The following is a 26,785-nucleotide window of genomic DNA, read 5'->3' as shown; positions in this document are numbered from 1 at the left end:
CTGGATTAGGGAAAACAGCTTTAAAAAGTTATAATTGTAACGATATTTTTAAAAATAGACTAAACTTCACTCATCACAGGTCATCGGGAAAGTGCCGGATGGTTATAGCTGTTAAGAACCGCAGACACTAACCCGAAGAGTGGCTAAGAGCAGCATCGGCTAACGCGATCGCGTCCCAGAGCTTTTGCCTGATAAAGCGCCTCATCCGCTGTCTTTAACAATATTTCTGGTGAAGTATCGCAGTCGGGAACCGTAGTCGCAACGCCCAAACTCAGCGTCACATACTGACTAACTAAAGAATGGGTATGGACAATCTTTAAGTCTTGCACTGCCACTCGAATCTCTTCTGCCACTTGCAATGCCCCATTTTGTGTAGTGTTGGGCAAAATTACGGCAAATTCTTCGCCCCCGTATCGAGCGACTAAATCTGCTGGTCGCTTGACAGCTTGAGCGATCGCACTGGCGACGGTAATTAAACAAGTATCCCCGGCTTGATGACCATAGGTGTCATTGTAGAGTTTGAAAAAGTCAATATCGCACAAGATCAGAGACAGGGGGACTTTTTCTCGTCTCAGACGCCGCCACTCCTGATCCAGGTACTCATCAAACCGGCGTCGGTTCGGCAGACCCGTCAGACCGTCCAAAGTCGCAAGGCGCTGCAACTTTTGGTTAGCTGCCTCCAATTGTTCATAGAGTTGCCCTTGTTGAATCGCAATACCCACCTGCATCGCCAAAGAAGAGAGCAGATCGATTTCCCACGGTTGCCAATGTCGGGGTTGCGAACAATGATGAGCAATCAGCAACCCCCACAACTGTTGCCCTTGCAGAATCGGAACGACTAAGTTCGCTTTAACCTGAAACTGCTCCAGCACATCGATATGACACTGACCCAGTCCTGAGTTGTAAATATCTGCGATTGCTTGAACCCGACTCTGCTGATACAGCTGGGCGTACTTTTCCTTAAAACAGGGATCGTAGACGGGAGTTCCCAGCATCGAAGTCCAATTGGGGTCTACAGACTCCACCGCCACAACCCCGCGCCAGCCTGCCTCGAAACGATAAATAATCACCCGGTCGCAGGCTAGAAATTGCCGCACTTCTGCCACCGTCGTGTTCAGAATCTCGCTGAGATTGAGAGACTGACGGATGCGCTCTAGCATCGCCCCTATCAGTTGCTCCCTGAGAACTTGCAGTCGCAGTGCCTCCTCCGCCTGCTTGCGTTCGGTGATATCGGTGAGCGTGCCAATAAAACCAACCGTCGCACCGGCTACTCCTTGTTCCGCCACCGCCTGACCAAACACCCAGGTGACGACTCCATCCGCACGCCCAAACCGATACTCTGAGGCAAATCGCCGGTTTTCTATTATCGCCTGCTTCCATTCGCTGATGACGCGATCGCGATCGTCGGGATGCAGCGCTCTCGTCCAACCTTCTCCGAGTGCTTCCGCCAGGGTTAATCCTGCCAGTTCGCGCCAGCGCTCGTTGACATACAAACAGTTCCCTTCTACATCTGTGTGGAAAATCCCTACCGGCGACATTTTAGCTAAGGTGTAATACCGATACTCACTTTCCTGAAGGGCTTCCTCGGTTCGCTTGCGCTCGGTGATATCAGTGATTGACCCTGCCATACGATAAGGTATGCCTTGCTCATCTCGAAATGCAATCCCCCGACAGAGAAACCACCGGATATTGCCATTCTTGTGGATCATCCGATGTTCGATTTCATACTGGGGTGTCAACCCTTCGAGATAAATACTTGCAGCCGTCATCACCCATTCCCGCTGATCCGGATGTACCAGATGGAGCCAAGCCTCTATACGGTTGTCAATTTCGTCTTCGCGATAGCCCAGCATCGCTTTCCAGCTAGCGGTGAGATACATTTCACCAGTTTGGAGATCCCAGTCCCAAAGTCCTACTTGACCGGCATTAACGGCTAGGACATAGCGTTCCTCTGCCTGGTGAGCAGGAGTCATGTCCGTCATAAAGCGATCGCGCCCGTAAATAAATCGGCAAAAACTTTTAAAAAGTTGTCCCAATATAGCCTGCACGCTTTGTTGGCATCTGTGAAGAATGCTTTATTTTTCCTGCCTTCGGCTGCGAGTGTGCCTGCATTCCAAACTTGCGGTTGATTTGTACCCACCTGCACTCGGATGAAGTACATCGAGGCAGGTTGGGAGAGGGTGCTAGAAGATCGCTTCAATTTCCCTACCTTTTGACGCAGCGCTTTCTCTAGTTGGCGACGTTCTAGATGCGATTGGGGTTGCTGGAACGTAAGCACGGAGGCTTCATCCTGGAAATCATGCCAGGAAGCTGGGCAATCAAAGCGCATTTGAGTTTGTTGTTTAAGAGGGGTGTTTTAAAGAGTCTCAATCTACCGGGGGTTTAAATAAAAACGACACTCCCCGGTCATCCAAAAAAGTAAGTTGAGATGCCCCAAGGTTCTAAATTCTATTATTGTCGAAAGGTTTAAGCGATCGCGTAATTCGCTTTTGCGAACATAAAATGCGTTGGCAAAAGCGAGGCGATTTTAGGGAGAAGGGTTGCAGATAAAATGCACTGAGCAAGTCTAACGACCAACCTCACGGAACCAGCAGTTCATACGCCTGCCGTTGTCCCAAAGGAGTTACCACAACCGCTTGAATTTTCCGTTGCTTAGGCAGTGGGACTGTAATATCAAATTCACCCGTGCGCTCCACATTCTGTAAAGTAGACGCCACGATCAACAGATTGAACGGATCGATTAGACCGCGAATGCGTACGCGATCGCCCTCTATCGCCGCCAGAACTCGGATCTCTAATTCACCCTCTTCTTTTAAAGGAATTGGCTGGGAAGGGGGTTCGCCAGGAATGACTAAAGTCCGAAACCCAGCATTGACTTCTACCGCTTGCCCCTGAGCTTCCTCGACCACGCTCCCTTCTAGGGTGGCAACGCTCGTCTTGCCATTGGGTTTGACGCTCACACCAAATTGCGTCCCGCGAACGCCACTCAAACCGGCAGGTGTTTCAATTTCAAAGCGCGAATTAGGATTCGTAAACGGTCGTACCTCCAGGCGAGCTTGTCCCCCCGTGACTTGAAGCCGCGTAATTCTTCCCCCATCAGGCATTGTCTGCAATTGTTGTACTTGCAGAGTGGTATTTTCTGAGACATTCACGAAGCCAACGCCGGTATCGACGGCTAGGACGGCTTTAGACTCGTCGCCCGTCGTGATAGTATCGCCCACCTCCTCAAGGCGCAAGCCGACCCTAACCGACCCAGCAGCGTCTCTAAGTTTATAAGTGACTTTACCTGCATAGGAAATGACTTCTAACCGTCGGTTGAGTCGAACCTGCAAAGGTTTTGCCACTGAGTCTGTACCGATGCTTAAGAGAGCCACCAACAGCAGGAGAGACACGAATGCTCTACGACTTTTCACCGCTCACCTCTTGTAGAAATTAAAAATTAAAAATTACTAATTTGATTTTGCAGTTTTAATTTTTTCAGATGATTTGTGCATATTAACTTGACTCGTGCGATCGCACTTTATATCGCTCTTTATATCTGCGTGGCTGATTGTATCTACCGATGCATCATCGCCAGAAGCTGCGTCTAGGAGCATACGCGATCGCGTCCCCCTGCTTTTGCCCGATACAACGCCTCATCAGCTTCCTTAAGTAACGCTTCTGGCGAGGCGTCATGCAAAGGAATCGCGCCAGCAACACCCAAACTCAGCGTTACATACTGGCTAACAGCAGACTTGGCATGAACAATTTCTAAAGATTTCACAGCCTGTCGAATTTCCGTTGCGACTTGCAACCCACCCGCAGCAGAGGTATTAGGCAAAATTACTGCAAACTCTTCGCCGCCATAGCGTGCGACTAAATCTGTCGAGCGCTTGACAACCCGAAACAAGGCACCGGCGACAGTTTGTAAACAAATATCTCCAGCTTGATGCCCGTAAGTATCGTTGTAGGTTTTGAAAAAATCGATATCGCAGAAGATGAGAGACAGGGGCAGTTGTTCGCGTAACATTCGCCGCCACTCTTGACCAAGATACTCATCAAATCGACGGCGGTTTGCCAGTCCCGTCAGACTGTCGAAGGTCGCAAGTCGCTGCAAGTCTCGGTTTGCCACCTCCAGTTGTTGATAAAGTTGAAATTGTTGGATTAAACGCCGCACCCGCTGACGCAGTACGGGCCAGTGAATAGGTTTGGTAACGAAATCAATGGCTCCGACCTCAAAAGCTCGGTCAACGGATTCTTTGTCGTCAAGACCTGTAATCATCAATACGGGAGTGCGATCGCATGAAGGGATCTCTTGTAGCCTGGAGCAGCAAGTGAAGCCATCCATTACCGGCATCATGGCATCGAGCAAGACAATATGCGGCTGAAAGCGAACATAAGCACTCAAGCACTCCTCTCCATTGCTCGCTTCAACAACCTGGTATCCTTCCTGTTGCATTGCTTGACACAGTAGCTGACGCATGATTCTGTCGTCGTCTACCACGAGGACGATAGAGGGTTCTTGGGGAAGGGAAAGCATTTTTATTAGACCTATCCGTAAATTGGTATAGGATGTACTCCGGACGGAGGTTTCAATCTCGATCAAAGATGGAAATCTTGCAACGCACAGCGCACGCGCTCATACTCCGCCTCCATCTGCGATGCGATTTCCGGTGCCCCTGCTAGAGTATCGTCTTTCGCGATCGCTTCGAGTTGCTTACACAAATTGGATAGGGTCATAGCACCCAGCGTCGCACTGGTTGACTTAAGCGTGTGGGTCGCTTGTCGCAGCGCCACGGCATCTCCAGCATCTACTGCATTCCGAATGACTTGCAATATTTGGGGTGTATCTTCCAAAAAGCTATCAATGACTTCCACCAGAACAGATGAAGCATTCTCTCCAAACATATCGCAAAGCCCTTGGATTGCCTGGAAATCAACGGCAGAGGTGGACATGGGGAGGCGGGGAAGCGGCTGCAAAGCAGCGAGTGCCTTCAGCAGCGCCTCCATCTGAATCGGCTTGCTGACATAATTATCCATCCCCGCACTCAAACACTCCTCGCGATCGCTCTGCATCGCATTCGCCGTCATGGCAATAATCCAGGGACGTTGCTCGTAGGGCCATTCCTCACAGATCCGTCGCGTAGCGCTCAATCCGTCCATTTCTGGCATTTGCACATCCATCAGAACAACATCATAGGGCTGGCGTTGCAGCGCTTGCAGCACTTCCAAACCGTTGCTGGCGATATCCGCTCGATATCCCAGACGCCCCAATAGATGCAGCGCCACCTTTTGGTTGACGACATTGTCTTCGGCTAACAGAATTCGTAGTGGTAGCCGTTGCGCTAGATTTGGGTCAATCGGTTCGGGATGGGGACGCGGACTTGGCAGCGCAGCGGGTTCGCCAAGCAGACCGCTCAAGACATTGTAGAGCTGAGATTGTTTAATCGGTTTATTCAGGAAGGCGGCAAAATTTGCTTGCTGTGCTTGTAGCTCTATCTCCGACTTGCCTAGAGAAGTTAACATCACTATTGGCAACGTCCGAGTATTGGGTAGTTTGCGAATTTCTGCGGCTAAATTCAAGCCATCCATCTGCGGCATTTGCATATCCAGAATCGCAATATCAAAGGTCTCCTGATTGCTCAGCCAGTTCAGGGCTTCTTCCCCAGAGGTGGCGGCGCGGGAGATCATTCCCCACGCGATCGCCTGCAAAGTCAAAATTTGCCGATTGGTCGCGTTATCATCCACAATCAGCAACCGTTTTCCAGCTAATAGTTGTTGGGAGTCGCGGCTGTCAGCAAGCGTTGAAGTGGGAACGGAGGTGGCGACAACGGCGAAATAAAATGTGGAACCCTGACCCCCTTCACTTTCCACCCAAATTCTCCCGCCCATCATTTCTGTTAATTGTCGGCTAATCGCTAATCCCAACCCCGTACCGCCATAGTTGCGAGTTGTAGAGGAGTCAACCTGGCTGAAGGGTTTAAATAGACGGTCTATACGGTCAGAAGGAATCCCAATTCCGGTATCTTTAACGGCAAAACGAATCGCATATTTGTGATTTTTTATTTTGGGTTTTCGATGTTGGATTGCAGCTTTTTCTTCTAGTTCTTCAACAGAAATCGGTTTGTTCGTCTCATCGGTAAGATGAGCAATTTCTTGTTCTAAATTCGCTCCCCAGCTCGCCAGCCCCCCTGTCCCTCTGCCTCGTTCTCCCAGTTGACGAGCTTTTACCGAAATCACAACTTCCCCTTGGTGTGTAAATTTAACTGCATTCGCAATTAGATTTACCAGAATTTGGCGGAGTCGCGTCACATCCCCCACAATCATTTTCGGTACAGAAGGATCTATCAAATACGCTAATTCCAAGTTTTTTTCTGCCGCCTTGTGAGCCAGCAAATCAAGCGATTCTTCGATACAATCTCGCAGATTGAAAGGTTGTTGTTCCAGCTCCAGCTTACCGGACTCAATTTTAGAGAAGTCAAGGATGTCATTAATAATTGTGAGTAAGCCATCGCCGCTGTTGCGAATAGTTTCTACAAAGTCTCGCTGTTGTGGCTTGAGTTCGGTATCTAGTAGTAACCCAGTCATGCCAATTACCGCATTCATGGGAGTGCGGATTTCGTGGCTCATGGTAGCTAAAAATTCACTCTTAGCACGGTTAGCTGCTTCTGCCTCTTGTTTTGCTTTTTCTAAGGCAACATTTTGCTGAGCTAATTGTTCGCGTTGGCGGGTTTCTTGCTCTAATAGGCAAGCTTGAGCCAGAGCAATACCGACTTGATCTGCCACTGCTTCGAGTAATTCAATTTCCTCTTTAGTCCACTCACGGAAGGTGTTACATTGATGCAAGCCAATCACACCGTTAGTTTCTCCTTGATAGGAAGTGCGAATCGCCAGCATCGATTTGAGTTGAATTTGCTGACACAGAGAAACAGTTTCTTTGAGCAGCGGATCGGCATAGACATTTGAGGAAGCGATCGCGCGATCTTGAGCAATTGTTTGTTCGGCATGGGGATTGCCAACAACGGGGATTTGTACATCCATTATCGAATCATACCCAGGCTCCAAATACTCCGCCACTAGGGGAATTTGTGGTTTAGGGGTGGCGATGTATGAGTAAATCAAACAGCGATTCACGGCGAATGTTTCGCCCAATAACTTACAAGTCGTTTGAAAAATTTCTTGTGTTTCTAGCTTGGCGCGAATCTCTTGGGTAATCCGTTTAAGCAGCAAAGTCCTGGTAACTTGCTGTTGTAGGGCTTCTTGGGCTTTTGCCCGCTCAACTTCACCTCCTACCCACTGTGCCATGAGCTTCACTAGCTCTTTGTCTACCACCGTGAATGGTTGCGATCGCACTTTTAAACTGGAGAAACTGAGGGTACCGTAAACAATCCCGCCTACCACTACCCTGGTACCAATATAGGCCTCTATTTTGAAAGGGGTATTTGCCGGATACTGGTACCATTGCGATCGCTCAACGGACTCAAAGCAAATCGGTTCGTCGCAGCGCAGTGCTTCACCGCAATAAGTCTGCTTAACATCGAAAAGATTTCCTTTGGCAAGATGAATGGGTGAGTTTTCGGGCACCTGGGCAGCAATCAGGTAATATTTATCCCCTTCAATCTTCGCTAGCGTCCCGATTTCTAAGCCAAATCGCCAGCATCCCATTTTCAGCATCCGCTGGATGCGTTGGTCGAAGTGTAGCGGCGTTCCTTTTCCGCCTTGAGCTGCCGTCACTTCATACAGCGCTCGTAACCCTGCCTCGCTCTCTCGCAGTTCGTGTTCCGCTTGCTGGCGCTGTGTGATGTCGCTGCCAATTCCGAGAAACCCAGTAATGTTGCCCTCCGTATCCCGTAACGCCGTCATCGACACCAGCACGGGAAAACGACTACCATCTTTGCGGATAAACGTCCATTCGCGCTCGTCCACTTCTCCACGACGCGCCTTGGCAACAAAAACCTCAAACCTTGGATCGATGGGGATTCCCAACTCCTGTGACAATTCTTGGGCACGCCGGAATACTTCGCGTGAATCGTGAAATCGCAAGGGTGTTGTTTTGCCCACGACTTCAGCAGCAGCGTATCCTAAATATCTCTCGGCGGCGGCATTAAAGGTGCAAATTGTGCCATCTGGTGTTGTAGAAACGATCGTGTAGTTGGCACTATCCAAAATTGCCCGCTGCAAGCTGGTTGTCTTTTGGAGTGCCTCTTCAGTTTGCTTGCGATCCGTAATGTCATTTAAGGTGCCGGAAATACCCACGATACTTCCGCTAGCGTCCAGTGTCGCGCAGGCATAAACGTCAAGCCAGCAAAAGCTGCCATCAGCGGTTAGGATGCGGATCTCCTGTCGGTAAAATTTTGTTTGGCATTGAATCAGAGCTTGAAACAGTTTTATATTGCGTTGGCGATCTTCAGGATGAACGTAGTTTAGAACATGAGTGCCAAGACTTTGGGCAATCGAGAATTTGGTGATTTCTGTCCAAGCCGGATTCAGGAATGTCCACAAACCTGTGACGTCTGTTTGAAAAATTACTTCTTTGACGTTATCAACGACAGAGCGATATTTTTTATCGCTTTCTCCTAACGCTTCCACTACCTGTTGATGCTGAGAAACGGTGCGTTCTAATTGATTGAGATGAATTCGGAGTTCCATCTGAGCGATCGCTTGCCGCGCCAACGCTTTGAGCGCTTCAATTTGTTGGCTCATTAGCTTTCGAGGAATCTGGTCAATTACGCATAAGGTGCCCAAAACAAAGCCATCGGGCGTTACCAAGGGAACTCCGGCATAAAACCGGATATAAGGGTCAGATGTCACCAGAGGATTTCTGGCAAAGCGTTCATCAACTAACGTATTGCGTACAATTAACAATTCGTCTGGTTGTAAAATCGTGTGAGCGCAGAACGCTAAATACTTTGCTGTTTCTGTTGCTTTCAGACCAATTTTTGACTTAAACCACTGGCGATTGCCATCAACCAGGCTGATGAGGGCAATGGGAGTGTTACAAATGTGGGAAGCCAGTGCAGTCAGATCGTCAAATGCCTGTTCTGCCGGAGTATCGAGAATTTCATAGCGATAAAGTGCCTTGAGCCGATTTGCTTCAGCCTCAAGGCTGGCTGCGTCGCTGTTTAGCGGAAAGAATGGTTGCCGCTCAAAAGAAGAATATTCGCTCTCCCCTTGAGGCAGAAGGCTTGGGTTTTTTTTGGGTTGCTGAAACAGCAAATACCGTAGAGGCGGCTTGCTAAGGTGTCTGGATAGCGATCGCAGGATAGGACGGAGGATTTTCATCATCAATATGAACTAGAGCCGACACAGCACCAGAAATTCCTTTGATGTTTGTGGGCTTTCATCCCCTGAAGGTCTGTCTGGCTTTTGCGAGCGGTTGTTCGGCTTCCAGGTTAACTTTCCGGGCAGATAACTCCCACTTCAACCTGTGTCCAATATAAGCTGCCCTTAGATTTAAGAAAGCATATTCGTTGGCGCTAGGCGATCGCTTACTTGTGAGTCGTTTTTAGCGCTTAGTTACGAGTCCTTGGTTGGTTACAACTGCCCTAACAGACAAAGTTAATGATTTGGAGGATAGGTAGAGCGCGTTTCGTTAACATCAAACCCTTGTTAATGATGAGTTTCGTCCCTCAAACCCATGCTCCTCAACGTCTTAAGAGTTTAACCCCACCCCAAACCCTTCACTGCTTTTCGATGAGGGCTTTGGGGTGAGGTTACGAGGATATATTGCAACAAACCGAGAACCACTATCGTGACGAATGACTGACTAATCAACCTCTTCAGGGGGAATTAAGTCCTGCTTGGATTCAATGATTACACTGGGTAAACCTTCAAGTTTTTCTGTAACTGGCAATTCTTCGAGAAGGGGGACTAAGAGCGTTAAGCCGCCAGGAATGCACTCGACATCAATCGGAGTGGTGCCGATAATTTCCCCATCTACGACAACTTTTTGCGGTGGATTGGTTCGTACCTGAATCCGTCTGGCTCGCAGATAGCCGATGTCATCTCGTTCTGTGGCACTGCCGCTTAAGGCAGTTTGAAGTAAATGATAGGAGGCAGCGATCGCTCCGGCAACATTACTCGGTGCCACGACGGTTAAATCGAGCAACCCATCATCAAAAAGAATGCCCGCTGGACCTTGAGCCAAAATGGATGTGGGGGGTGCAGCATTGGCAATCGTTACAGCAGCAGCGGTTAGCTTCACGATTTTGTCTTCCGTCTCAATCTCAACCTCAAACGTGTTGAACTGCCGCAACTGTTGAATTCCTGCCAGGATGTATGCCATCATCCCCAAGCGGTTCTTCGTCTCTCTGTCCGCCCGTTCGACGGCTTCTGCCTCAAAACCAATCCCCGCGAGTAATATCATCGGTTTGCCGTTGCAGTAGGCGGCATCCACGACCCGCGTTATACCCCCCAAAATTGTCTCGCAGGCGGCCTCTATCGTATCCGGTAGCCCTAAAGCAGACGCCAGGGCATTTGCGGTTCCTCTTGAAATCACGCCCATGGGAATGTTCGTCCCCACCAAGGCATCGGCGGCGGCTGAGAGGGTTCCGTCACCACCAGAGGCAATGATGGTACTGGCACCGCGTTCCACTGCTTCTCTTGCCAGTTGAGCGGCGTCAATTTCTGGCGTTGTCAGATAAATATCTAGGTCAATTTCCGGCTCTAAAAGTGCCCGGATTTTTGCCAAATCTTGATCGGGGTCGCTTTGACCGGCAACTGGATTAAAGATGAGACAGGCAGAGCGTTTTATGTCATTAGTCATTAGTCATTAGTCCGTTGTGATCAGCGGAGAGTCGTTGTCAATCGCCCACTGTATGAGTCTATTACCAGTGGCGAATGACGAATCACCGCAGTATCTCTATTCACATCCTTGACCGAAGCGACGTAAATTGAGAACGTCGCTGATTTGGCGAATTTGGGTAAAACACCGCTCCAGTTGTTGGAGATCGCGGATATCAATGCATAGGTCGATGATTGCCGGTCGCCCGTCGGATGTTTTCACGCCTGCACCCCGCACATTAATATTGTCATCGCTTAAACGGGACAGGATATCGTTAAAGACTCCGACGCGGTCAAGCACTTCAATTTGAATGCTAACTTGATAGGTTTGAGGACGTCCGCTTGAGTCGGTGGGGTTCCAGCTAACGGGGACTAAGCGATCGCCTAGGACATTCGCCACATTATTGCACCCTTGGCGGTGAATGGAAATTCCGCGATCGCGTGTGACTGCACCAATAATCGCTTCACCGGGGAGCGGCCCGCAACATCCAGCACGATGATACAGTAACCCTTCCACACCAGCGATAGGCGTTTTGGTGCTGGGAGCTGGGATGGGACTTTTCGAGGTTGGAAGTGCAACAGCCGCTGCAAAATCTTTTATTGGGTCGGGGGCAGTCGCAATCGTTTGAGTTGCTTTCACGGCTTCTCGAATGCGATTGACTACCAGGTTGAGAGTGACTTCCCCGTAACCCAGAGCAGCCAATAAATCATCGACGCTGTGGTAATTACATCGTTCGGCGACCGACTGCATGGGGGTTGACTTCAGCAGAGATTCAAAGCCACTTTTGCCCAATTCTTTTTCTAGGAGTTCTCGACCGCGAGTAATATTTTCATCCCGATGCGATCGCTTGTACCATTGACGAATCCGGTTTTTCGCCCCAGTTGTCACCACAAAATTCAGCCAATCTAAACTGGGACGGCTATTTTTCTGAGTGATAATTTCAACAATGTCTCCATTCCTCAGCAGCGTGTCCAGCGTCACCATCCGTCCGTTGACCCGCGCCCCCGCACAGTGATTCCCCACTTCTGTATGAATCCGGTAAGCGAAATCGACGGGAGTGCTACCCCCAGTTAGAGGCACCACATCCCCTTGGGGCGTAAACACATAAACATCATCGTCAAATAAGTTGTCTTTGACGTTTTCCAGATATTCCTGAGCATCCTTGAGATCGCTTTGCCATTCCAAGAGCTGCCGCAGCCAGGTAAACTTCTCATCGGTTGCGGTCATTTGGGTACGGTTGGAATTCCCCGTTTCCTTATATTTCCAATGAGCCGCAATCCCGTACTCGGCAATGTGATGCATTTCCAAAGTCCGAATTTGCACCTCTAAGGGACGACCCGTAATTCCGAGGACTACCGTATGCAGAGACTGATAGCGGTTGGGCTTAGGTAAACCAATGTAGTCTTTAAACCGACCGGGGATCGGTCGGAAGGCATCGTGAACGACAGCTAAGGCGCGGTAGCATTCTTCATTCGTCTGGACAATCATCCGAATTGCTGCCAAATCGTAGATTTCGTGAAATTCCTTCTGTTGCCGCTGCATCTTCTGGTAAATCCCATACAAATGCTTGGGACGCCCGCTGATGTCAAGGCAGGTAATACTAGATGAGGCGAGTCCCTGCCGCAGAATTTCTTTGACGTTCGCCAATCGAATCTCTCTGTCTGCCCGTTTTTCTGCCACCAACTCTTGTATTTGCCGGTAGGCTTCGGGTTCGAGATACTTAAACGTCAAATCTTCCAGTTCCCACTTAAATCGTCCGATCCCCAAGCGATTTGCCAGCGGTGCGAAGATTTCTCGCGTTTCCTGAGCAATTCGCCGCCGTTTAGCATCAGGCAGGTGTTCTAGCGTTCGCATATTATGCAGCCGGTCGGCTAGCTTCACCACAATTACCCGAATATCTTGAGCCATTGCCAGAAACATTCGGCGGAAGTTCTCAGCTTGGCGTTCGGTCTTGCTGGAAAAGGTTTCTGAAAATTTAGAAAGTTTGGTGACACCGTCTACCAGCAGCCGCACTTCTGAGCCAAAGCGCTGTTCGATTTCGTCGAGGGTGACGGGCGTATCTTCTACCACATCGTGCAGAAAGCCAGCCGCAATCATGGCAGCGCCACCGCCTAGGTCTCGCAAAAGACCAGCAACGGCGACCGGGTGACAGATGTAAGCTTCCCCTGATTTACGAGTCTGACCTTCGTGTAACTGATAAGCAAATTCAAAGGCGCGACAGATTAAATCAGCGTCCGCAGGCGTTGGGAAAACTTTGACACTTCCCCCTTCGGACGTTGTGGGCTGTTTGGTGGTTTGATTGTCCTCATGGCGTGCAATCAAACATTCCTGTAGCCAGTCAGGAATGACACAACTAATTGTAGAAGTTGGAGCTTGTGAGTTCATAGTGTTGAGCAGGTCGAGCATAAAGAGTAAAAATAGCGAGGAGTTGTGCTGACGTGGAAAATGATTTTGTCTAGAGGCTAAAAGGGGATCTCCTAGGGTCTGCATTGAAGAGTCCCTAGGTTCGCTGAATTTTGGATTTTCAATTGTCAAGGGTCGAGGGTAAGAATATTGTCAGAAATAGAGCGATCCACCAAGATACCGCTTGGCTAATGCCTACGCTTACTGCGCGTCGCGCTTCCGGTGCGACGTATCGCTCTTGCCCTTACCTAAAGCTTGCTTGAAGATTGCAAGCCTACACCAGTTAGCTGGTGCTTAGCAATTGCCTTGTTGAATAGACAAAATTCTTTACATTGATTCTAGCGGAACAACGTGCCAATGTTGCCTCAGTCTTACCAACAACGTTATCAGGAACTTTTGACAGCTCTAGAACAGCTGCTGCATACAATGACAGCCGCTAATCAAGAACAAGAAGGGATCGGTGAAAAATTTCAACACGTCAAACAAGTTTTTGCACAGCAAATTACCAGTTTGACGGGTGATGAATTAGACCCAGAGATTGAGCCTCGGTGGAGGTCTTTCCAGACGGAAATCTATCGAGCGCTGCGACTTTTAGAGATGGATATGACATTTTTGCAGGCGTCTCGCCGTTCGGCAACCGCTAATCCTCGACAAGCGGCGATAAGCGATCGCTTATCAACCCTGATTGGCTACTGTCAAGCCCTCCTGCAAGCAGACGGAGATCGGGAAAGCCAGGGAGAAATATAAGGGCGGATTTCACCGGCTTTCTCTGGTATCTCGCAGATTGCCTTGATAAACCCACCCGCTTTGACAGCAAGGGATCGCAGGAGTCGCTGTCCTGGTGCAAGTGCAAGATGTCCGAAAAAACAGAGTAAATTAATAAAAAATTAAACTAGGAGAGGAAGAAAAACTGGTGAACTGTCCAAAATGTAAGAGTGTATCGCTACTCGATGGCACCCTAGCGGGAAATTTAGCTGTAAAACACTGCACCGATTGCAAGGGAACCTGGATTCCCTCTGCGGAATACGAAGCATGGCAAGCACAGCAACCGGAACTGACTCCCGCAGATCCGGAATCTATCGCTCAAATCCTAAATGTGGATTTTGTGCAGTCTCCCTTTGATACCAAAGCAGCACTGTGTCCGGAGTGCGGTCGTTATTTATCTCGCGCCAAGGTAAGGCTGAAAACGCCGTTTTATGTAGAGCGTTGCCTGAATTGTAATGGGATTTGGTGCGATCGCGGGGAGTGGGAGGTACTATCTCAATTAGGGTTGCACACCACGATTGAGCAGCTGTTTTCCAGTGAATGGCAGATCAAGGTGGAAAAACAGCAACAATCCGAGAAAGAACGTGAAGCCACAATGGAAAAACTCGGTCCCGAATTGGCAGCGCGTGTGTTTGAGCTGGCGGAACAGTTAGCAAAACATCCGAATGGAGATTTTGGTGTCGCTTATCTGATGCGGCAAGTAGGCGTCACAAAATAGCGGAAATTGCGACCTTGTTGGATTACTAATTGTTCATCACCCATTACTTATTCCCCGTTACCGAATGACTGAGAGCCTGTTTTGTGTAGAAAATCTGCGGGTTGCTTATCCCAGCCGTCGATCTACTGTCATGCCTTCTTGGGCAGTGGATGATGTCTCTTTCACTTTAGAACCTGGAGAGAAACTGGGATTAGTGGGAGAATCGGGCTGCGGTAAATCAACTCTGGGAAGGGCGGCGATGCGCTTGTTACCAGCTTCGTCTCGCATTGAGGGGCGGGTGACGTTTGCTGGGAATTCCGTGTTCGATCTGACTCCGGCACAGTTACGGCGGTTTCGGGGGGAAGCGGTGGCGCTGGTGTTTCAAGATCCGATGACGCGCCTCGATCCCCTGATGACGATTGGGAAGCACTGTCTGGAAACGCTCCGGAGTCATCAACCTCATCTGTCACGGCAACAGATGAAAGAAAAGGTACTCGAAACCTTGGATGCGGTGAAGATCCCGGCAAGTCGATGGTCGCAGTATCCTCATGAGTTTAGTGGAGGAATGCGGCAACGAGTCGCGATCGCGCTGGCTTTGCTTCTCAACCCAAAGTTAATTGTGGCAGATGAACCTACGACCAGTTTGGACGTAACCGTAGCCGCACAGATTTTACAAGAATTGACGCGACTGTGCCGGGAAAGGGAGATGGCACTGTTGCTGATTTCTCATGATTTGGCAATGGTGGGAGAGTATTGCGATCGCATTGCGGTGATGTATGCCGGGAAGATGGTAGAAACTGGCTCACCCCAGTCTATCTTTCGGCAACCGCAACACGAATATACGCGATCGCTTTTGGACGCGGCTTTTCACATCAGGAAATATGACACGGAAGTTGAGGAGCCGAAGAGCAATCATTCATTACCAACCCCCCTCCTGCGAATCAAAAATTTGCAGCAGTACTATACCTTAGAGAGCAATTTTATCGGACAGTTTCTTTCCAAAAATGTCCCCGTTATTAAAGCGGTAGATGATATCAACTTGGAACTTTATCCGGGGGAAATTTTAGGCTTAGTGGGAGAATCTGGATGCGGCAAAAGTACCTTGTCCCGGACGATCTTGCAGTTAATTCGCCCAACGAGAGGAAGTGTTGAGTTTCTGGGACAGGATTTAGCTCAGATGTCTACTAAAGCCGTGAGGGCATCGCGACGGCAAATGCAAATGGTGTTTCAAGATCCCCATGCTTGTCTCAATCCGCTGATGACAGTCGGTGAAAGTATTGCCGATCCCCTGTTTATCCACAAACTGGCTAGCCCCGATGAGGCGAAAGTGCAGGTAATGCAGATGCTAGAGCGAGTAGGTTTAACACCTACAAGCGAGTATTATCAGCGGTATCCCTCGGATTTGTCGGGGGGACAGCAGCAACGGGTTGCGATCGCTCGTGCTTTGATTACTCGACCCAAACTGCTAATCTGCGATGAGCCGGTGAGTATGCTAGATGCTAGCGTCCAGACACAAGTACTGGAGTTAATGTTAGAGTTAAAGCGGGAATTCGATTTAACGTATTTGTTTATTACTCACGACCTCTCGGTGGCAAGATTTTTGTGCGATCGCATTGCAGTTATGAATGCCGGTCGTATTGTCGAACTCGGCTCAACCCACGAGATTTTTACGAATCCCCAGCACCCCTACACCCAGACGTTGCTACAAGCCGCCCCTTTACTGGTATCGCAGCAGCCAAAATAGAATTGTTTTGACTGGTCAGCACAACATGGCATCTACGATCGGCTTCAGAGTCAGGGACTAAATGGTGTGTTAAAATCCTTAAACATAGACTTATATTCGGCTGTAGTGTTTGTTATTTCTACTGACAGGCAGTTTCTCCGGATCTAACTCTCTACACCACTTTTTTGATTCTGGAGACATTCCATGTCAATCTATGTAGGCAACCTATCCTACGAAGTTACGCAAGACGACCTCAGCAATGTTTTTGCTGAGTATGGAACCGTTAAGCGGGTTCAGTTGCCAACCGATCGCGAGACAGGTCGGATGCGTGGTTTTGCTTTTGTGGAAATGGATACAGAAACTGAAGAAACTGCCGCCATTGAAGCTCTCAACGGCGCTGAGTGGATGGGACGAGAGCTAAAAGTGAACAAAGCTAAGCCTCGTGAGGATAAAGGAGGCGGAGGTCGTCCTGGTGGTGGCTGGGGCGGCAACAATAGAGGCGGTGGCGGTGGCGGCGGCGGCGGTGGTGGTGGCGGCTATCGACGCTACTAATGCAATTAATCAAATAGTTTAGGAGGACACCGGATGACCCAAGTAGTTGTAGGCGAAAATGAAGGCATTGAGTCAGCCCTGCGCCGATTTAAGCGTCAAGTCTCTAAAGCAGGGATTTTTCCAGATATAAGACGGCAACGTCACTTTGAGACTCCTTTGGAAAAACGCAAGCGCAAAGCGATCGCGAGAAGGCGTAAGAAGCGTTTCCGCTATTAAGTCTTACCGTCCGAAAATCGAGTTTAAGACAGATTAATAACTTCATCTGTAACATTCTTCAGCACAACGCAGCCTCAAGAGCGTTTAACAGCTTGCTATCAAGCGATCTTTGCTTAGGCTCTATTTCAAAAGCTGGTGAGGCTTTAAAGCAAAATTTAAAGGCATCACCATCACAAGTTTTGAAATAGAGCCATTTCTTGTATTTTTCTCTACAAATTTTAGCAAGCATGACCCCAGAAGCAATACGTATTATCGCTGACCTAAGGCGTGAGTTCTATTCTCTCTTTGCTACTGCTATGAATGTGCCAGTAAGAGTTACTGGAAGTTCCTATAGTAGTAATTTTCCGATTGCATCTTGGATAGACAATCGGAGCCAAGTGAACTATATAAGTATTTACGCATACACTGCACCAGACAAGTTAATTCCTCAACGCCCATTTCTTTTAAGAGTGGCGATTAATAAGAGCGCTGGTAGAGTCACAACGGCACAATGGGGAAGGGAATGTCGAGGACTTAATCAGGGTTGGTACTTCGAGTTAACTGTACTACCAGAGGAAATCTTAGACTTTCTACCTTGGGTCGTCAGCTTAGTGAAAGCGCACGATCGGGGTTCCCTGTCGCTTGTTCAAGACCCCCCTCATCCATTTGAATTTAAAGTATCCGAAGGGCCTTTGTCCAATGATGCTTGGACTCATTCTGCTTTGAAGATAGCAGACTCTTCAAAGTCTCAATCTTTCGTTCCCGCGATACTTCCGGAACCGAAGAACCGAGGTGCAGAGGTGTCTAGGAGTAGAAGAGCCGGAATATAAGGCCGGATTTCACCTGAAAATCTTTCGATATCATAGATAACATTGATAAACTGTCCTGGGGAGCGAGGGACTAGAATTATAAAAGATTCCTTAGTTTGATTTTGGGATAAAGCCGCACAAGCGTATTCCACTTTACGTCCCAAGACTCCGGTTATACTAAACTTACTTGTCGCCTTGAATATTCATCCTGGAAGGGAAGAATCGTTTAAAGGCGGCGTTTCAAGCAGGCAGCAAGGTGACAACCGTGGGTCACACCTTTTTAATGGAGGCAGGACGATGGACGCTCCAAGGAAATTGGCTGGAGCGTCACGAGATGCCAATCACCGTGAGTGGCAGAACATTAGTGGCCTGGGGTCGAGAAAACTGGTTCACAATGGTGACAAAGCTGAGCTTTCCAGGCAGCGCCCGCGAGGAAATTTCTTTACAATATCGTGGGCGATTTGATGCTGGGGAACGCCAATATACCTATGTACTACAGCACAATCTTTTAGGTCGTGTTGAGGGCGAGGGCTGGGTTACGCCAGATTCGATCGTTCAGCGTTACTGGGTATTAGGCGATCGCCAGCGGCGCACTGGTTTCGATACCTTGCACCGTCTCAATGAGAATACCTACTACCTTTCTAGTGGCATCATGGCGGGTCATTATTTGACTAGCACGATGGAAGCAACGATGGAGCGTCAGCCACAATCATATTCTTGATCGCTCTAGAAATTCAGCTTCAGGCTCTAGATGGTCAGTAAGAAGTATAAAGTGTGAAATATGAAGCGGAATTTGGGAAATATAAAGTAAGAGGTATGAAGTAGGAAAGAACGTTTACTGGTCTTTCCGGTTTCTTGCGTGGAACTCAATATCTGTTTTCGCTTGAAGGCTTAAAACTCCATCCTGAAGACATAAGACTTCATCCTTTGAGATAAAGTTAATAGTTCCCTATAGTTAAATATTACAAATGCTCCCGATTTTAGGAGCCAAATTATGATGACAGACCCCAACACCGATCGCTTACTCGCCAATCGCTATCAACTCTTAGGGTTGGTAGGCAAAGGCGCAATGGGTCGAGTGTATCAAGCCAGGGATATGTTACTGGGAGGTGTCACCGTCGCGGTTAAGTTCCTCTCTCAGACGCTACTAAACCAAAAAATGCGCGATCGCTTTGAGCGAGAAGCAACCATCTGCGCTGTTTTGGGAGAAAAAAGTATTCACATTGTCCGAGTCAGGGATTATGGCGTGGACGAGAACGAAATCCCGTTCTACGTCATGGAATTTCTCCAAGGGGAGAGTCTGAGCGAGGTTCTCAAAGACCGGCCCCTGTCCTTGCCCCGATTTTTGAATATCACTCGCCAAATTTGTTTAGGGCTACAATGCGCTCACCAGGGCATCCTCATAGATGGTGAAGTCTGTCCGATTATTCATCGGGATATAAAGCCTAGTAATATTACAGTCGTTCAAGATACGACTTTAGGTGAGTTAGTCAAGATTCTGGATTTTGGCATCGCCAAGCTGCTCCAGTCCGACATCGCTCAGACTAACTCGTTTATGGGCACTTTAGCTTATTGTTCTCCAGAACAAATGGAGGGCAGAGAACTGGATAAACGCTCTGACATTTATAGTCTGGGCGTAATGATGTTTGAGATGTTGACGGCTGAGATGCCCTTAATGGCAGAGACTCACTCGTTTGGCGGCTGGTATAAAGCTCATCACTTTATCCCCCCAAGAACTTTTGATTCGGTTAATCCCGATCTAAAATTGCCAAAATCTCTAGAAAGCTTAGTGATGAGCTGTTTGGCAAAAGTCCCTAGCGATCGCCCCCAAAATGCGGCTCAAGTGTTGCAAGCATTAGAGCCATTGGAGCAACGTTTTGGTCAAGGTCGGCAATTAGGTCAGCGGATTGGAGAAGTTTTATCTAAACTGCCCGTCGTAGCCGATCCCAAACCTAAGAACGCCCCGACAGCCGATGAAGTCTGCCGCTTAACTTCCTGGCCTAAAAACAAACCAATTGCAGAGATTGTATTTCCCCATCTACTTCGCACTAGCCGCGAAGTTTTGCCTACCCTGTGGGTCATGCTTCACAAACCGGAAATTCAGAATCGCCTGATCAGCACTCGCTACAATCAGTTTCTGTTTTTGATGTCTCCTCATCCTATGCTGCTGTGGATTACCGCCTTGCACAACCGCGAACAAGGCCCTCGCTGGCTCAGTTGCTACCTGGATCTAAAAACTTCTATGGGTCAGGATATTGTGCGACAACTGGGAGAAAACGGGATTTACCGGATTTTGTTCTTTGCTTTAGAAGAACCGCATCGGTGCGCGAATGTAATGATTTCCACAATTGCCCCGGTCCAACGCCAAATGTTGCAAGAGTGGGCAAATACAAGCCAAACCTTACCCTCAGTGGCTCAGCCCCAAATGAGTAAAAGTCTGCTCAAGCAAGAGTTTGAGAAGCTAAAGCCCAAGATTTTGATGAAGCTGGAATCTGTTCAGACCGGAGATTATTCTTCGGATATCTCAGGCTAGTCTGGGTGCTGAGTTAGGGCAAGAGAGTCAGGAGTTCATGGAGAGTCCAATAGACTCGCGCTTGATTATTTTTAATTTTACACTTGATGCGATCGCGTCGCCTATGCCCGCAGGCGTGCCTGCAAAGCGTCTATTCGCCAGTGGTTCTTGCTTTCGCTCATGTCTGCACAGCGATCAAGCTGTCGCATTTATTTTTGTAGTATGAAAATTTTTGTAGTACGAAAACCTAAACTCAAAAAACCAGTTTCGCTTATGCCAGTACTGCCAAACTTGTCATAAACTATTCAACTTCATGTCAAAACTCTGAAAAATCGGTACCAATTCAGCAAGCTTGACACGCCAACCGAGAAATCTTGGTCTACGTTCATCTACTTAAACACGCTTCCTTACTACAAGATATTATCTTTGTCCTTCGGATATTTAAATAGACAACGCTTCCAACCGTAAGCAATTTCCTAAAACTCAACTTTCTTGAAACTGAAGTTGACGCCCCAGCACCCCCAGCTTCTTTCCCCTGAGGAACAAAGCAAGAGACGGAGGTCGCCCACTGCGACACGGATACTCTATTCCTGAGGATTTGGCTCTAAGCCCCATTGGTGCTTCAGAAGATGCTTGTATGTAGCTTCGCGCATCACCATTTGTTCATAGAGTTTGACCAAGAAGTGCTGAGCTTGTTCGCGGCTCATATTCTCCACTTGGCTTTCAAAGGAACGGATGCTGAATTGTTGTTCGAGAGACAGTTCGATAGGTTGGTTCATGGTAAGCTCCGACTTTAGAGAGAGTGTATGTTTATCAATCGCTGAAGCACTCACAGGGTAAGGGCTGAACATCGCTGAACCGTCTAACCATTTCCCTGTTATTACGAAAGATAACAATAATTTGACAAAATGCCCATCTTTCTTTGTGTATACTTCAGTTGATCCCAAAGATGGAATATGCACCCAGAAAGTTTCATCTAGGGTTGAGGTAGTTTTAGCAAGTTGTTGGAGGGAAAATTGCTCATCACGAACAAACGGCTAAGTAAATATACTTACTAAGCCATAGCAGTGCCGCTCTTCAACCAGTGGAGACGCAATGCAGTTCCCTAAACACATTGCATTCAACACATTTGCTCTCTCAAGGGACTCTACCCAACCAGAGGATGTCTGAGAAGTCGGTTATGGCACCATCCATCTGTACCCCTTTTCTGCATTTGGGTAACTCATGCGGTAGCCGCCTCTACGATAGGCTCATTGAGCAATCCTCAAGGGTTGTCAGAATTAATCGCGTTGGCGATCTCGTAGTGGGCCTGTATGGCGCTCAGCTCGCGCCTTCGCACTGCATAGCGCTAAGGAAGAGGAAGAAAAGAGATGGAAGATTTCATGAATGATTTAAGATGAATGGCGCTGACTTAAGCCCTGAACTAAAACCCTAAACTAAAGTTTGGGCTAAGAGCTAAGGTCAGTTAAAACTGACTAAAATACTGCCAGAACAAAAGCTTTCAACCTGTGAAAACACGTTGAAAGCTTTAAGGTGAGGGATTTATCTCAAGGCTCTTATGTCAGTGCCATTCTATTTAAAATGGCTATACTACTTTTCAAATATCCTCTTAAACTGATATCTGAGAGATTAAAGGTTGACTTGCTGAATCGTTTGGCGCAGGATTTGACTAGATCGTTGCAATTGTTCTGACTCTGTAGGGGTCAAAGAGAAATTCAGAACCCTGGTAACACCCTGACGATTTACGACCGCAGGCAAACTCAGACAAACATCATTAATTCCGTGAAGACCATTTATCAAACTACTAACAGTCAAAACTCTGTTTTGATTGCGTAAAATTGCTTGCACAATCTGAGTAACCCCTAAACCAATCGCGTAGCAAGTTGCTCCTTTGCGTTGGATAATCTCATAGGCAGCGTTCTTGACCTGTTGAAAAATCTCGTCAATTTGTGCAGTTTTCGTTAAATCATTATTGTCATGAACATCTAATAAATTCATTCCCGCAATATTGGCTTTGCTCCAAACGGGAACTTCACTGTCTCCATGTTCCCCAATAATGTATGCGTGCAAACTACGCGGGTCAACTTGTAACTTTTGGGCTAACAGATAGCGAAAACGAGCTGTATCTAACACCGTGCCCGAACCAATCACACTAGAACTCGGCAACCCAGAAAGCTTCCAGGAAACATAGGTCATGATATCTACTGGATTCGAGACGATTAAGAGAATCGCTCCTGGAGAACATCTCACGATTTCTGGAATCAAATTTTTAAAGATTTCGATGTTGCGCTGCACCAAACTTAACCGATTTTCTCCAGGCTTTTGTTTTGCTCCTGCTGTAACAATTACAATATCCGCATTTTCCCCCTCTTCTAGGGTTCCTGCTCGTACTAAGCTGGGTTCGACAAAGGGTAGCCCGTGGACTAAATCCATGACTTCCCCTTCTAGCTTTTCTCGATTAACATCAACAATCACCATTTCATCCAAGGTGTTTTGAATCAGGATTGAGTAAGCGCAAGCCATTCCTACCTGACCTGCACCAATAATGACTCCCTTCCGGGGACGACGAGCGATCGCTAAGTCAAGATTAGTCTCGGTAGGGGTTGTAAATAATTCTTCAAACATATCTATCTGATGGAAAATGTCGTTGATGTAATGATATCGAAAACCAATCCTTTTCAGATAAAGCTAACCTTCTTTTCCTTTAATTATTTTTATCATTGTGTCTCAACAACAGGCTTTTAGCGTCTCCAGAATGTTTTGGAAACGCTAAACCACGGCGTTAATTTAAACAAGTCGCTACTTCTATGAAACCTTGTTTAACTCGATTCTTTCTCTATCAAAAGTTTTATTATCGTAGTCAATACTAAACAAATCAAAAATAATAGATAACTCTCCATCGGCAAGTTGTTTTACATGAAGCAAGCTAAAATTATTTTTAGTACATACATATATTTTTTCTATTTTGTAGGGAATTTTAGTTTCATTACTTTCAATAAAATTTTCATCAATGACTATCTTTTGTAATATGTTCATAGCAAATTTACTTAAAGATGCATAGGCGATACCGCTAGAAGTAAGCTGAAACACTTTAGCCGATGGAGATTCCTCGTGGGATAACTTGAAAGCGGCTCCCATGTGTACATCTCCGCTCAAAAATACTATAGGTTTCTTGGTTTTTTGTGAAATCTCAAAAACCTTCTTCAATAGTTGGTCTCGTTCTGCCCAATTAGATTTATGATCCCAATGATCTCGTAAATCATCAGTGTACTTCCAATAGGGGATGTCTAAATTATTAACAGCAAAGCTCTTAAAGTGAACGACTGGAACTGGCGACACAATAAATAAAACGCGGGATTCAGAATCATATTGGGAATTTAGCCAACCGTCAAAACGTTTCCACTGCTCGGCACCTAAAAGACGCAGCTCTTGCCGATTATAATCATGATGTCCCCTCATATCTAATACATAAAAACTACAGAATCCACAATTGAACTGATAGTCAAATTGATCAATACTGGTATCTGTAGGAGGATTATGAGAATGTTCGTATTCTTGATAAACTTGCTTAGCAGCCTCAAACATTTCATTTGCTAGCCGCAAATGTTCTTGAGTATTTCGCAACTGCCATGAAGTATCTAGCTGTGCGGCTAATTCATTGGGTGTATAAGAACCCCAGCCATCCATAATTTCATGGTCATCCCATATCATATAGGTGGGAAAAGTTTGAAAAAGTTGTTGCACCTGGGGGATGCCCCAATAACCCCGATAGATATCTCGATACCAGGAAATCATATCGGTTTTAGAAGGGTTTTGTTTTTTGTTCTTCTTCAACCAGCTCCAGATATTTAATTGTTTATTTCCTTCTCCATCCACATATACTTGGTCGCCAGTACCTATCAAAAAATTTGCATTTGTATCCAATAATTCTTGCTTAAATTTATCCCACATTTCCAAATTGAGGAGCTGATGCTCGTCGTAAGGCATATGGCAACTGAACATCCCAAAATTCACCTCTGTGGGATGTTCTGGAAAGGTTTGAAATGACAGGTTTTGTTCGTTGCCCAGTTCCCAGGGTTTTTCTCTATCCAAGTGAAATAAAGCGTAATAATAGCGAGTATCGGGTTGGAGATTTTTTAGGTCTACTACACCTGTTAAGTCATGCTCTTGATTAAGTTGGAGTGGGACAAGAGTAACGCTATAAATTTCTTGGGAAGTACTTGGAGAGGTTAATCGCAACCAATGCCCTTTTTCGTCGTTGATTATCTCCGGAGTGCCATTGGTAGGAATTCGATGGCGAGAAAATACTAGCCAGTAATCTCCAGGAGAAGACGCCCGGAACCACAGGCGGGTGCTAGTGGGAGTAGTATGCCCAATGATACTGGCACAATCGAGACGGGAATTGGGCCAGGGGCGCTGTTCGGGGTCATAAAAATTGAGGTGGGACAAGGTCAAATTGAAACTCGGCTTTGATAGAATGTCTGCGAATTTCAATATTAACTAGAAACGGTTGATATTGATGGTTTAGCGGACATTTAGGCGACAAACACAAGGAACCGAATCATCGGCGTGATATACTTTGCGATCGCGCGTTATTCCTCTGGCTGCTTATTTTGGATTCTAAACTGCTGCCCAGAACCTCTATAAATCAAACGCTGTCAGTCACGCTGCTAAAATTAAACGCCCCCACTCGCACCCCAGGCACAACACTGCTGCCATAGCGTTGGACTGTACTCAGAGCATCCACATCCCGCAGCATTTCAGGCAAACTCTGGTTAAAGCGCAAGTTTTTAATTGGGTAAGCAATTTGACCATCCTCGATCCAGAAGGTGCCATCACGACTCATTCCCGTTACGACTAATGATCGAGGATTCACATAGCGCACGTACCAGGCCCGACTCACCAAAATTCCTCGCTCTGTCTGGGCGATTAGGTCAGCTAGACTTCGATCTGAGCCAGTCATCACAATTGGATACATCGCGCCTGTCGGCTTTTTGCCCTGCTGTGCCGCCCAGTAGCGGCTGTAGGAAAGCGTTTGAGGGATACCGTCCTGAATGACTTCTTTGTAGTCATTGCTTAATCCATCGCCAAAGAAAGTGCCTAACTGCAACAGAGGATGAGCGGCATTTCGCTGTACTTGTACGATGGGGCTAAACATTGCTTCGCCCAAACGGTTACCAGCGGGTTTGCCTGACTCATCAGTGCGAGACATAAACGACCGCCCTTCATCTGCTGCGCGTGCATCCAAATTCCAGGCGAGCCAAGGGAGCAAAGCGGCGAAAGCGGCTCCATCAAAGACAACTGGATATGCGCCAGGATGGACTTCGCGGGGTTGGCGCGACTTGATTGCCCGCTCAATTAGCTGCTGGGTTAATTCCTCAATTGGCAACTGTTCAAGCGCCCACGCGGAGCGATTAGACCACGAGGAACCATCCCCAATGCGAGAGGTAAAGCTGAAATCTGCCTCTGTAGTTTGATTGCAAGCGCGTAGTCCCCGCGAATTCGCGATCGCATATAAGTTCATCTCTGTACTCAACGTTCCCGAACCATCCACTCCTGCCTTCGCACTCATGGCACACACACGCTGGATAATTTCGCCTCGTGCTAGCGGTGAAAGGGTTGCCGTTACCTCATCGAAGGCTGGGATGCGATCTTCGTAAACTTGAGGTTCTAGCAGTGGCACCCACTCCGGATCTTCTGGGGCAAAACGGGCGAGTTCTTCCGAGCGTTTGATGGCGGATGCGATCGCATCTGAATCGAAATCTGTCGTAGAACTAGAGGCACTCTTGCGTCCGAAGTAACTGGTGATAGTAAGCTTAAACTGAGTGCTACTAATATTCTGGCTAATCTGATTTTCCGAGAAACGGCTGAGGGATTCTTCACCAGTGCTGAGGCTGACAAATACCTCTTCTGCTTCCGATTGTTTAATAACTTCTTCTAATAGAGATATCGCCCGATCTTTACTGATTAAACTGGGTGCTGTTGTTATCACGATAATCCTTAGATGCGTCTATGTTTGAGTGTGGGATGAAGCGATGCGATCGCGTTTAGATTTCGGGTGCGAGGCTTTTCAAATGCCAATTAACAAAATAATTAAAAGCTCTATTCCAGAGTGCCAGATTATTCGTAAATTCAGCAACGCTGCAACAGTCAGTAGTTCTGATGTACGTGAGTTTTCTAGGTTTACATCTCAATAGGTTATCCCAGCTTGCTCTACTCCGGTTACAAAATATTACATTTATGCTAAAACAGGGAACTAAAGATAATATTGACAAGAAACAATATTATTTTGCAACCCTGGCATAGAGGCGAAATATGACCTACGAGAGAATGCGAAAAATTTCCTCCTGGAATCCCGCTTCTAGCC

19 protein-coding genes are annotated in these 26,785 nt (G+C 47.4%); 8 read left to right on the top strand and 11 right to left on the bottom strand.

Going from position 1 to position 26,785, the window contains the following annotated elements; genetic code table 11:
- Positions 1–143 precede the first annotated feature (143 nt).
- From NDI34_RS11615 to NDI34_RS11585, 7 genes are all read right to left on the bottom strand, one after another.
- Positions 144–1,982 carry a diguanylate cyclase gene (locus NDI34_RS11615; protein ID WP_348232716.1) on the bottom strand — a complete coding sequence of 613 codons (1,839 nt, stop codon included), beginning with the start codon at positions 1,980–1,982 and terminating at the stop codon, positions 144–146.
- Positions 1,979–2,329 carry a hypothetical protein gene (locus NDI34_RS11610; RefSeq protein WP_348232715.1) on the bottom strand — a complete coding sequence of 117 codons (351 nt, stop codon included), beginning with the start codon at positions 2,327–2,329 and terminating at the stop codon, positions 1,979–1,981. Before NDI34_RS11610 ends, NDI34_RS11615 begins: the two co-directional genes overlap by 4 nt.
- A 250-nt stretch (positions 2,330–2,579) precedes the next feature.
- Positions 2,580–3,413: a FecR family protein gene (locus tag NDI34_RS11605; protein WP_348232714.1), complete on the bottom strand. Its 834-nt coding sequence runs from the start codon at positions 3,411–3,413 to the stop codon at positions 2,580–2,582.
- A 173-nt stretch (positions 3,414–3,586) separates the two neighbouring features.
- A complete protein-coding gene (locus NDI34_RS11600; protein WP_190986007.1) occupies positions 3,587–4,519 on the bottom strand; it encodes a PleD family two-component system response regulator in 933 nt (310 codons plus the stop codon).
- Positions 4,520–4,581: 62 nt separating this feature from the next.
- Positions 4,582–9,264: a response regulator gene (locus NDI34_RS11595; protein WP_348232713.1), complete on the bottom strand. Its 4,683-nt coding sequence runs from the start codon at positions 9,262–9,264 to the stop codon at positions 4,582–4,584.
- A gap of 481 nt (positions 9,265–9,745) precedes the next feature.
- Positions 9,746–10,732, bottom strand: coding sequence for a YegS/Rv2252/BmrU family lipid kinase (locus tag NDI34_RS11590; RefSeq protein ID WP_348232743.1), 987 nt, complete (start codon positions 10,730–10,732; stop codon positions 9,746–9,748).
- Positions 10,733–10,840: 108 nt separating this feature from the next.
- Entirely contained in the window at positions 10,841–13,147 is a 2,307-nt protein-coding gene (locus NDI34_RS11585; protein WP_190412659.1) for a bifunctional (p)ppGpp synthetase/guanosine-3',5'-bis(diphosphate) 3'-pyrophosphohydrolase, read from the bottom strand.
- A 375-nt stretch (positions 13,148–13,522) separates the two neighbouring features.
- Here NDI34_RS11585 and patD point away from each other — a divergent pair, with 375 nt between their 5' ends.
- The 8 genes from patD to NDI34_RS11545 all read left to right on the top strand — a co-directional run bounded on the left by patD (position 13,523) and on the right by NDI34_RS11545 (position 20,439).
- Positions 13,523–13,912, top strand: coding sequence for a heterocyst frequency control protein PatD (gene patD / locus NDI34_RS11580; RefSeq protein WP_190412660.1), 390 nt, complete (start codon positions 13,523–13,525; stop codon positions 13,910–13,912).
- A gap of 166 nt (positions 13,913–14,078) precedes the next feature.
- The gene (locus NDI34_RS11575; RefSeq protein ID WP_190412661.1) at positions 14,079–14,648 is read left to right on the top strand and encodes a zf-TFIIB domain-containing protein; all 570 of its coding nucleotides are present in this window, start codon (positions 14,079–14,081) and stop codon (positions 14,646–14,648) included.
- Between the two features lie 64 nt (positions 14,649–14,712).
- A complete protein-coding gene (locus NDI34_RS11570; protein ID WP_348232712.1) occupies positions 14,713–16,371 on the top strand; it encodes an ABC transporter ATP-binding protein in 1,659 nt (552 codons plus the stop codon).
- Positions 16,372–16,554: 183 nt separating this feature from the next.
- Positions 16,555–16,902, top strand: a complete 348-nt coding sequence (locus NDI34_RS11565; RefSeq protein WP_190412663.1) for an RNA-binding protein — start codon at positions 16,555–16,557, stop codon at positions 16,900–16,902.
- Positions 16,903–16,935: 33 nt separating this feature from the next.
- Complete coding sequence (rpsU, locus tag NDI34_RS11560; protein ID WP_190412664.1) at positions 16,936–17,118, top strand: 30S ribosomal protein S21; 183 nt, start codon at positions 16,936–16,938, stop codon at positions 17,116–17,118.
- A gap of 377 nt (positions 17,119–17,495) precedes the next feature.
- Positions 17,496–17,927, top strand: a complete 432-nt coding sequence (locus NDI34_RS11555) for a hypothetical protein (RefSeq protein ID WP_348232711.1) — start codon at positions 17,496–17,498, stop codon at positions 17,925–17,927.
- 244 nt (positions 17,928–18,171) lie between these two features.
- Positions 18,172–18,627: a hypothetical protein gene (locus tag NDI34_RS11550; RefSeq protein ID WP_190412887.1), complete on the top strand. Its 456-nt coding sequence runs from the start codon at positions 18,172–18,174 to the stop codon at positions 18,625–18,627.
- A gap of 273 nt (positions 18,628–18,900) precedes the next feature.
- Positions 18,901–20,439, top strand: a complete 1,539-nt coding sequence (locus tag NDI34_RS11545) for a serine/threonine-protein kinase (protein WP_190412665.1) — start codon at positions 18,901–18,903, stop codon at positions 20,437–20,439.
- A 563-nt stretch (positions 20,440–21,002) separates the two neighbouring features.
- On the opposite strand, the gene NDI34_RS11540 is transcribed toward NDI34_RS11545, so the two are convergent.
- The 4 genes from NDI34_RS11540 to NDI34_RS11525 form a co-directional block, all read right to left on the bottom strand.
- Positions 21,003–21,197, bottom strand: a complete 195-nt coding sequence (locus tag NDI34_RS11540) for an NblA/ycf18 family protein (RefSeq protein ID WP_190412666.1) — start codon at positions 21,195–21,197, stop codon at positions 21,003–21,005.
- Between the two features lie 850 nt (positions 21,198–22,047).
- Positions 22,048–23,043 (bottom strand): L-lactate dehydrogenase, encoded by a 996-nt coding sequence (locus NDI34_RS11535; protein ID WP_190528502.1) that lies wholly within the window; start codon positions 23,041–23,043, stop codon positions 22,048–22,050.
- Positions 23,044–23,223: 180 nt separating this feature from the next.
- Entirely contained in the window at positions 23,224–24,657 is a 1,434-nt protein-coding gene (locus NDI34_RS11530; protein ID WP_348232710.1) for an alkaline phosphatase D family protein, read from the bottom strand.
- A 409-nt stretch (positions 24,658–25,066) separates the two neighbouring features.
- The gene (locus NDI34_RS11525; RefSeq protein ID WP_348232742.1) at positions 25,067–26,413 is read right to left on the bottom strand and encodes a TldD/PmbA family protein; all 1,347 of its coding nucleotides are present in this window, start codon (positions 26,411–26,413) and stop codon (positions 25,067–25,069) included.
- Between the last annotated feature and the right edge of the window lie 372 nt (positions 26,414–26,785).

Source organism: Trichocoleus sp. DQ-U1 (assembly GCF_039961925.1).
GTDB lineage: Bacteria > Cyanobacteriota > Cyanobacteriia > Cyanobacteriales > FACHB-T130 > FACHB-T130.
Note: the sequence above shows the minus strand (reverse complement) of the source record. Positions and strands in the feature narration are given on the sequence as shown.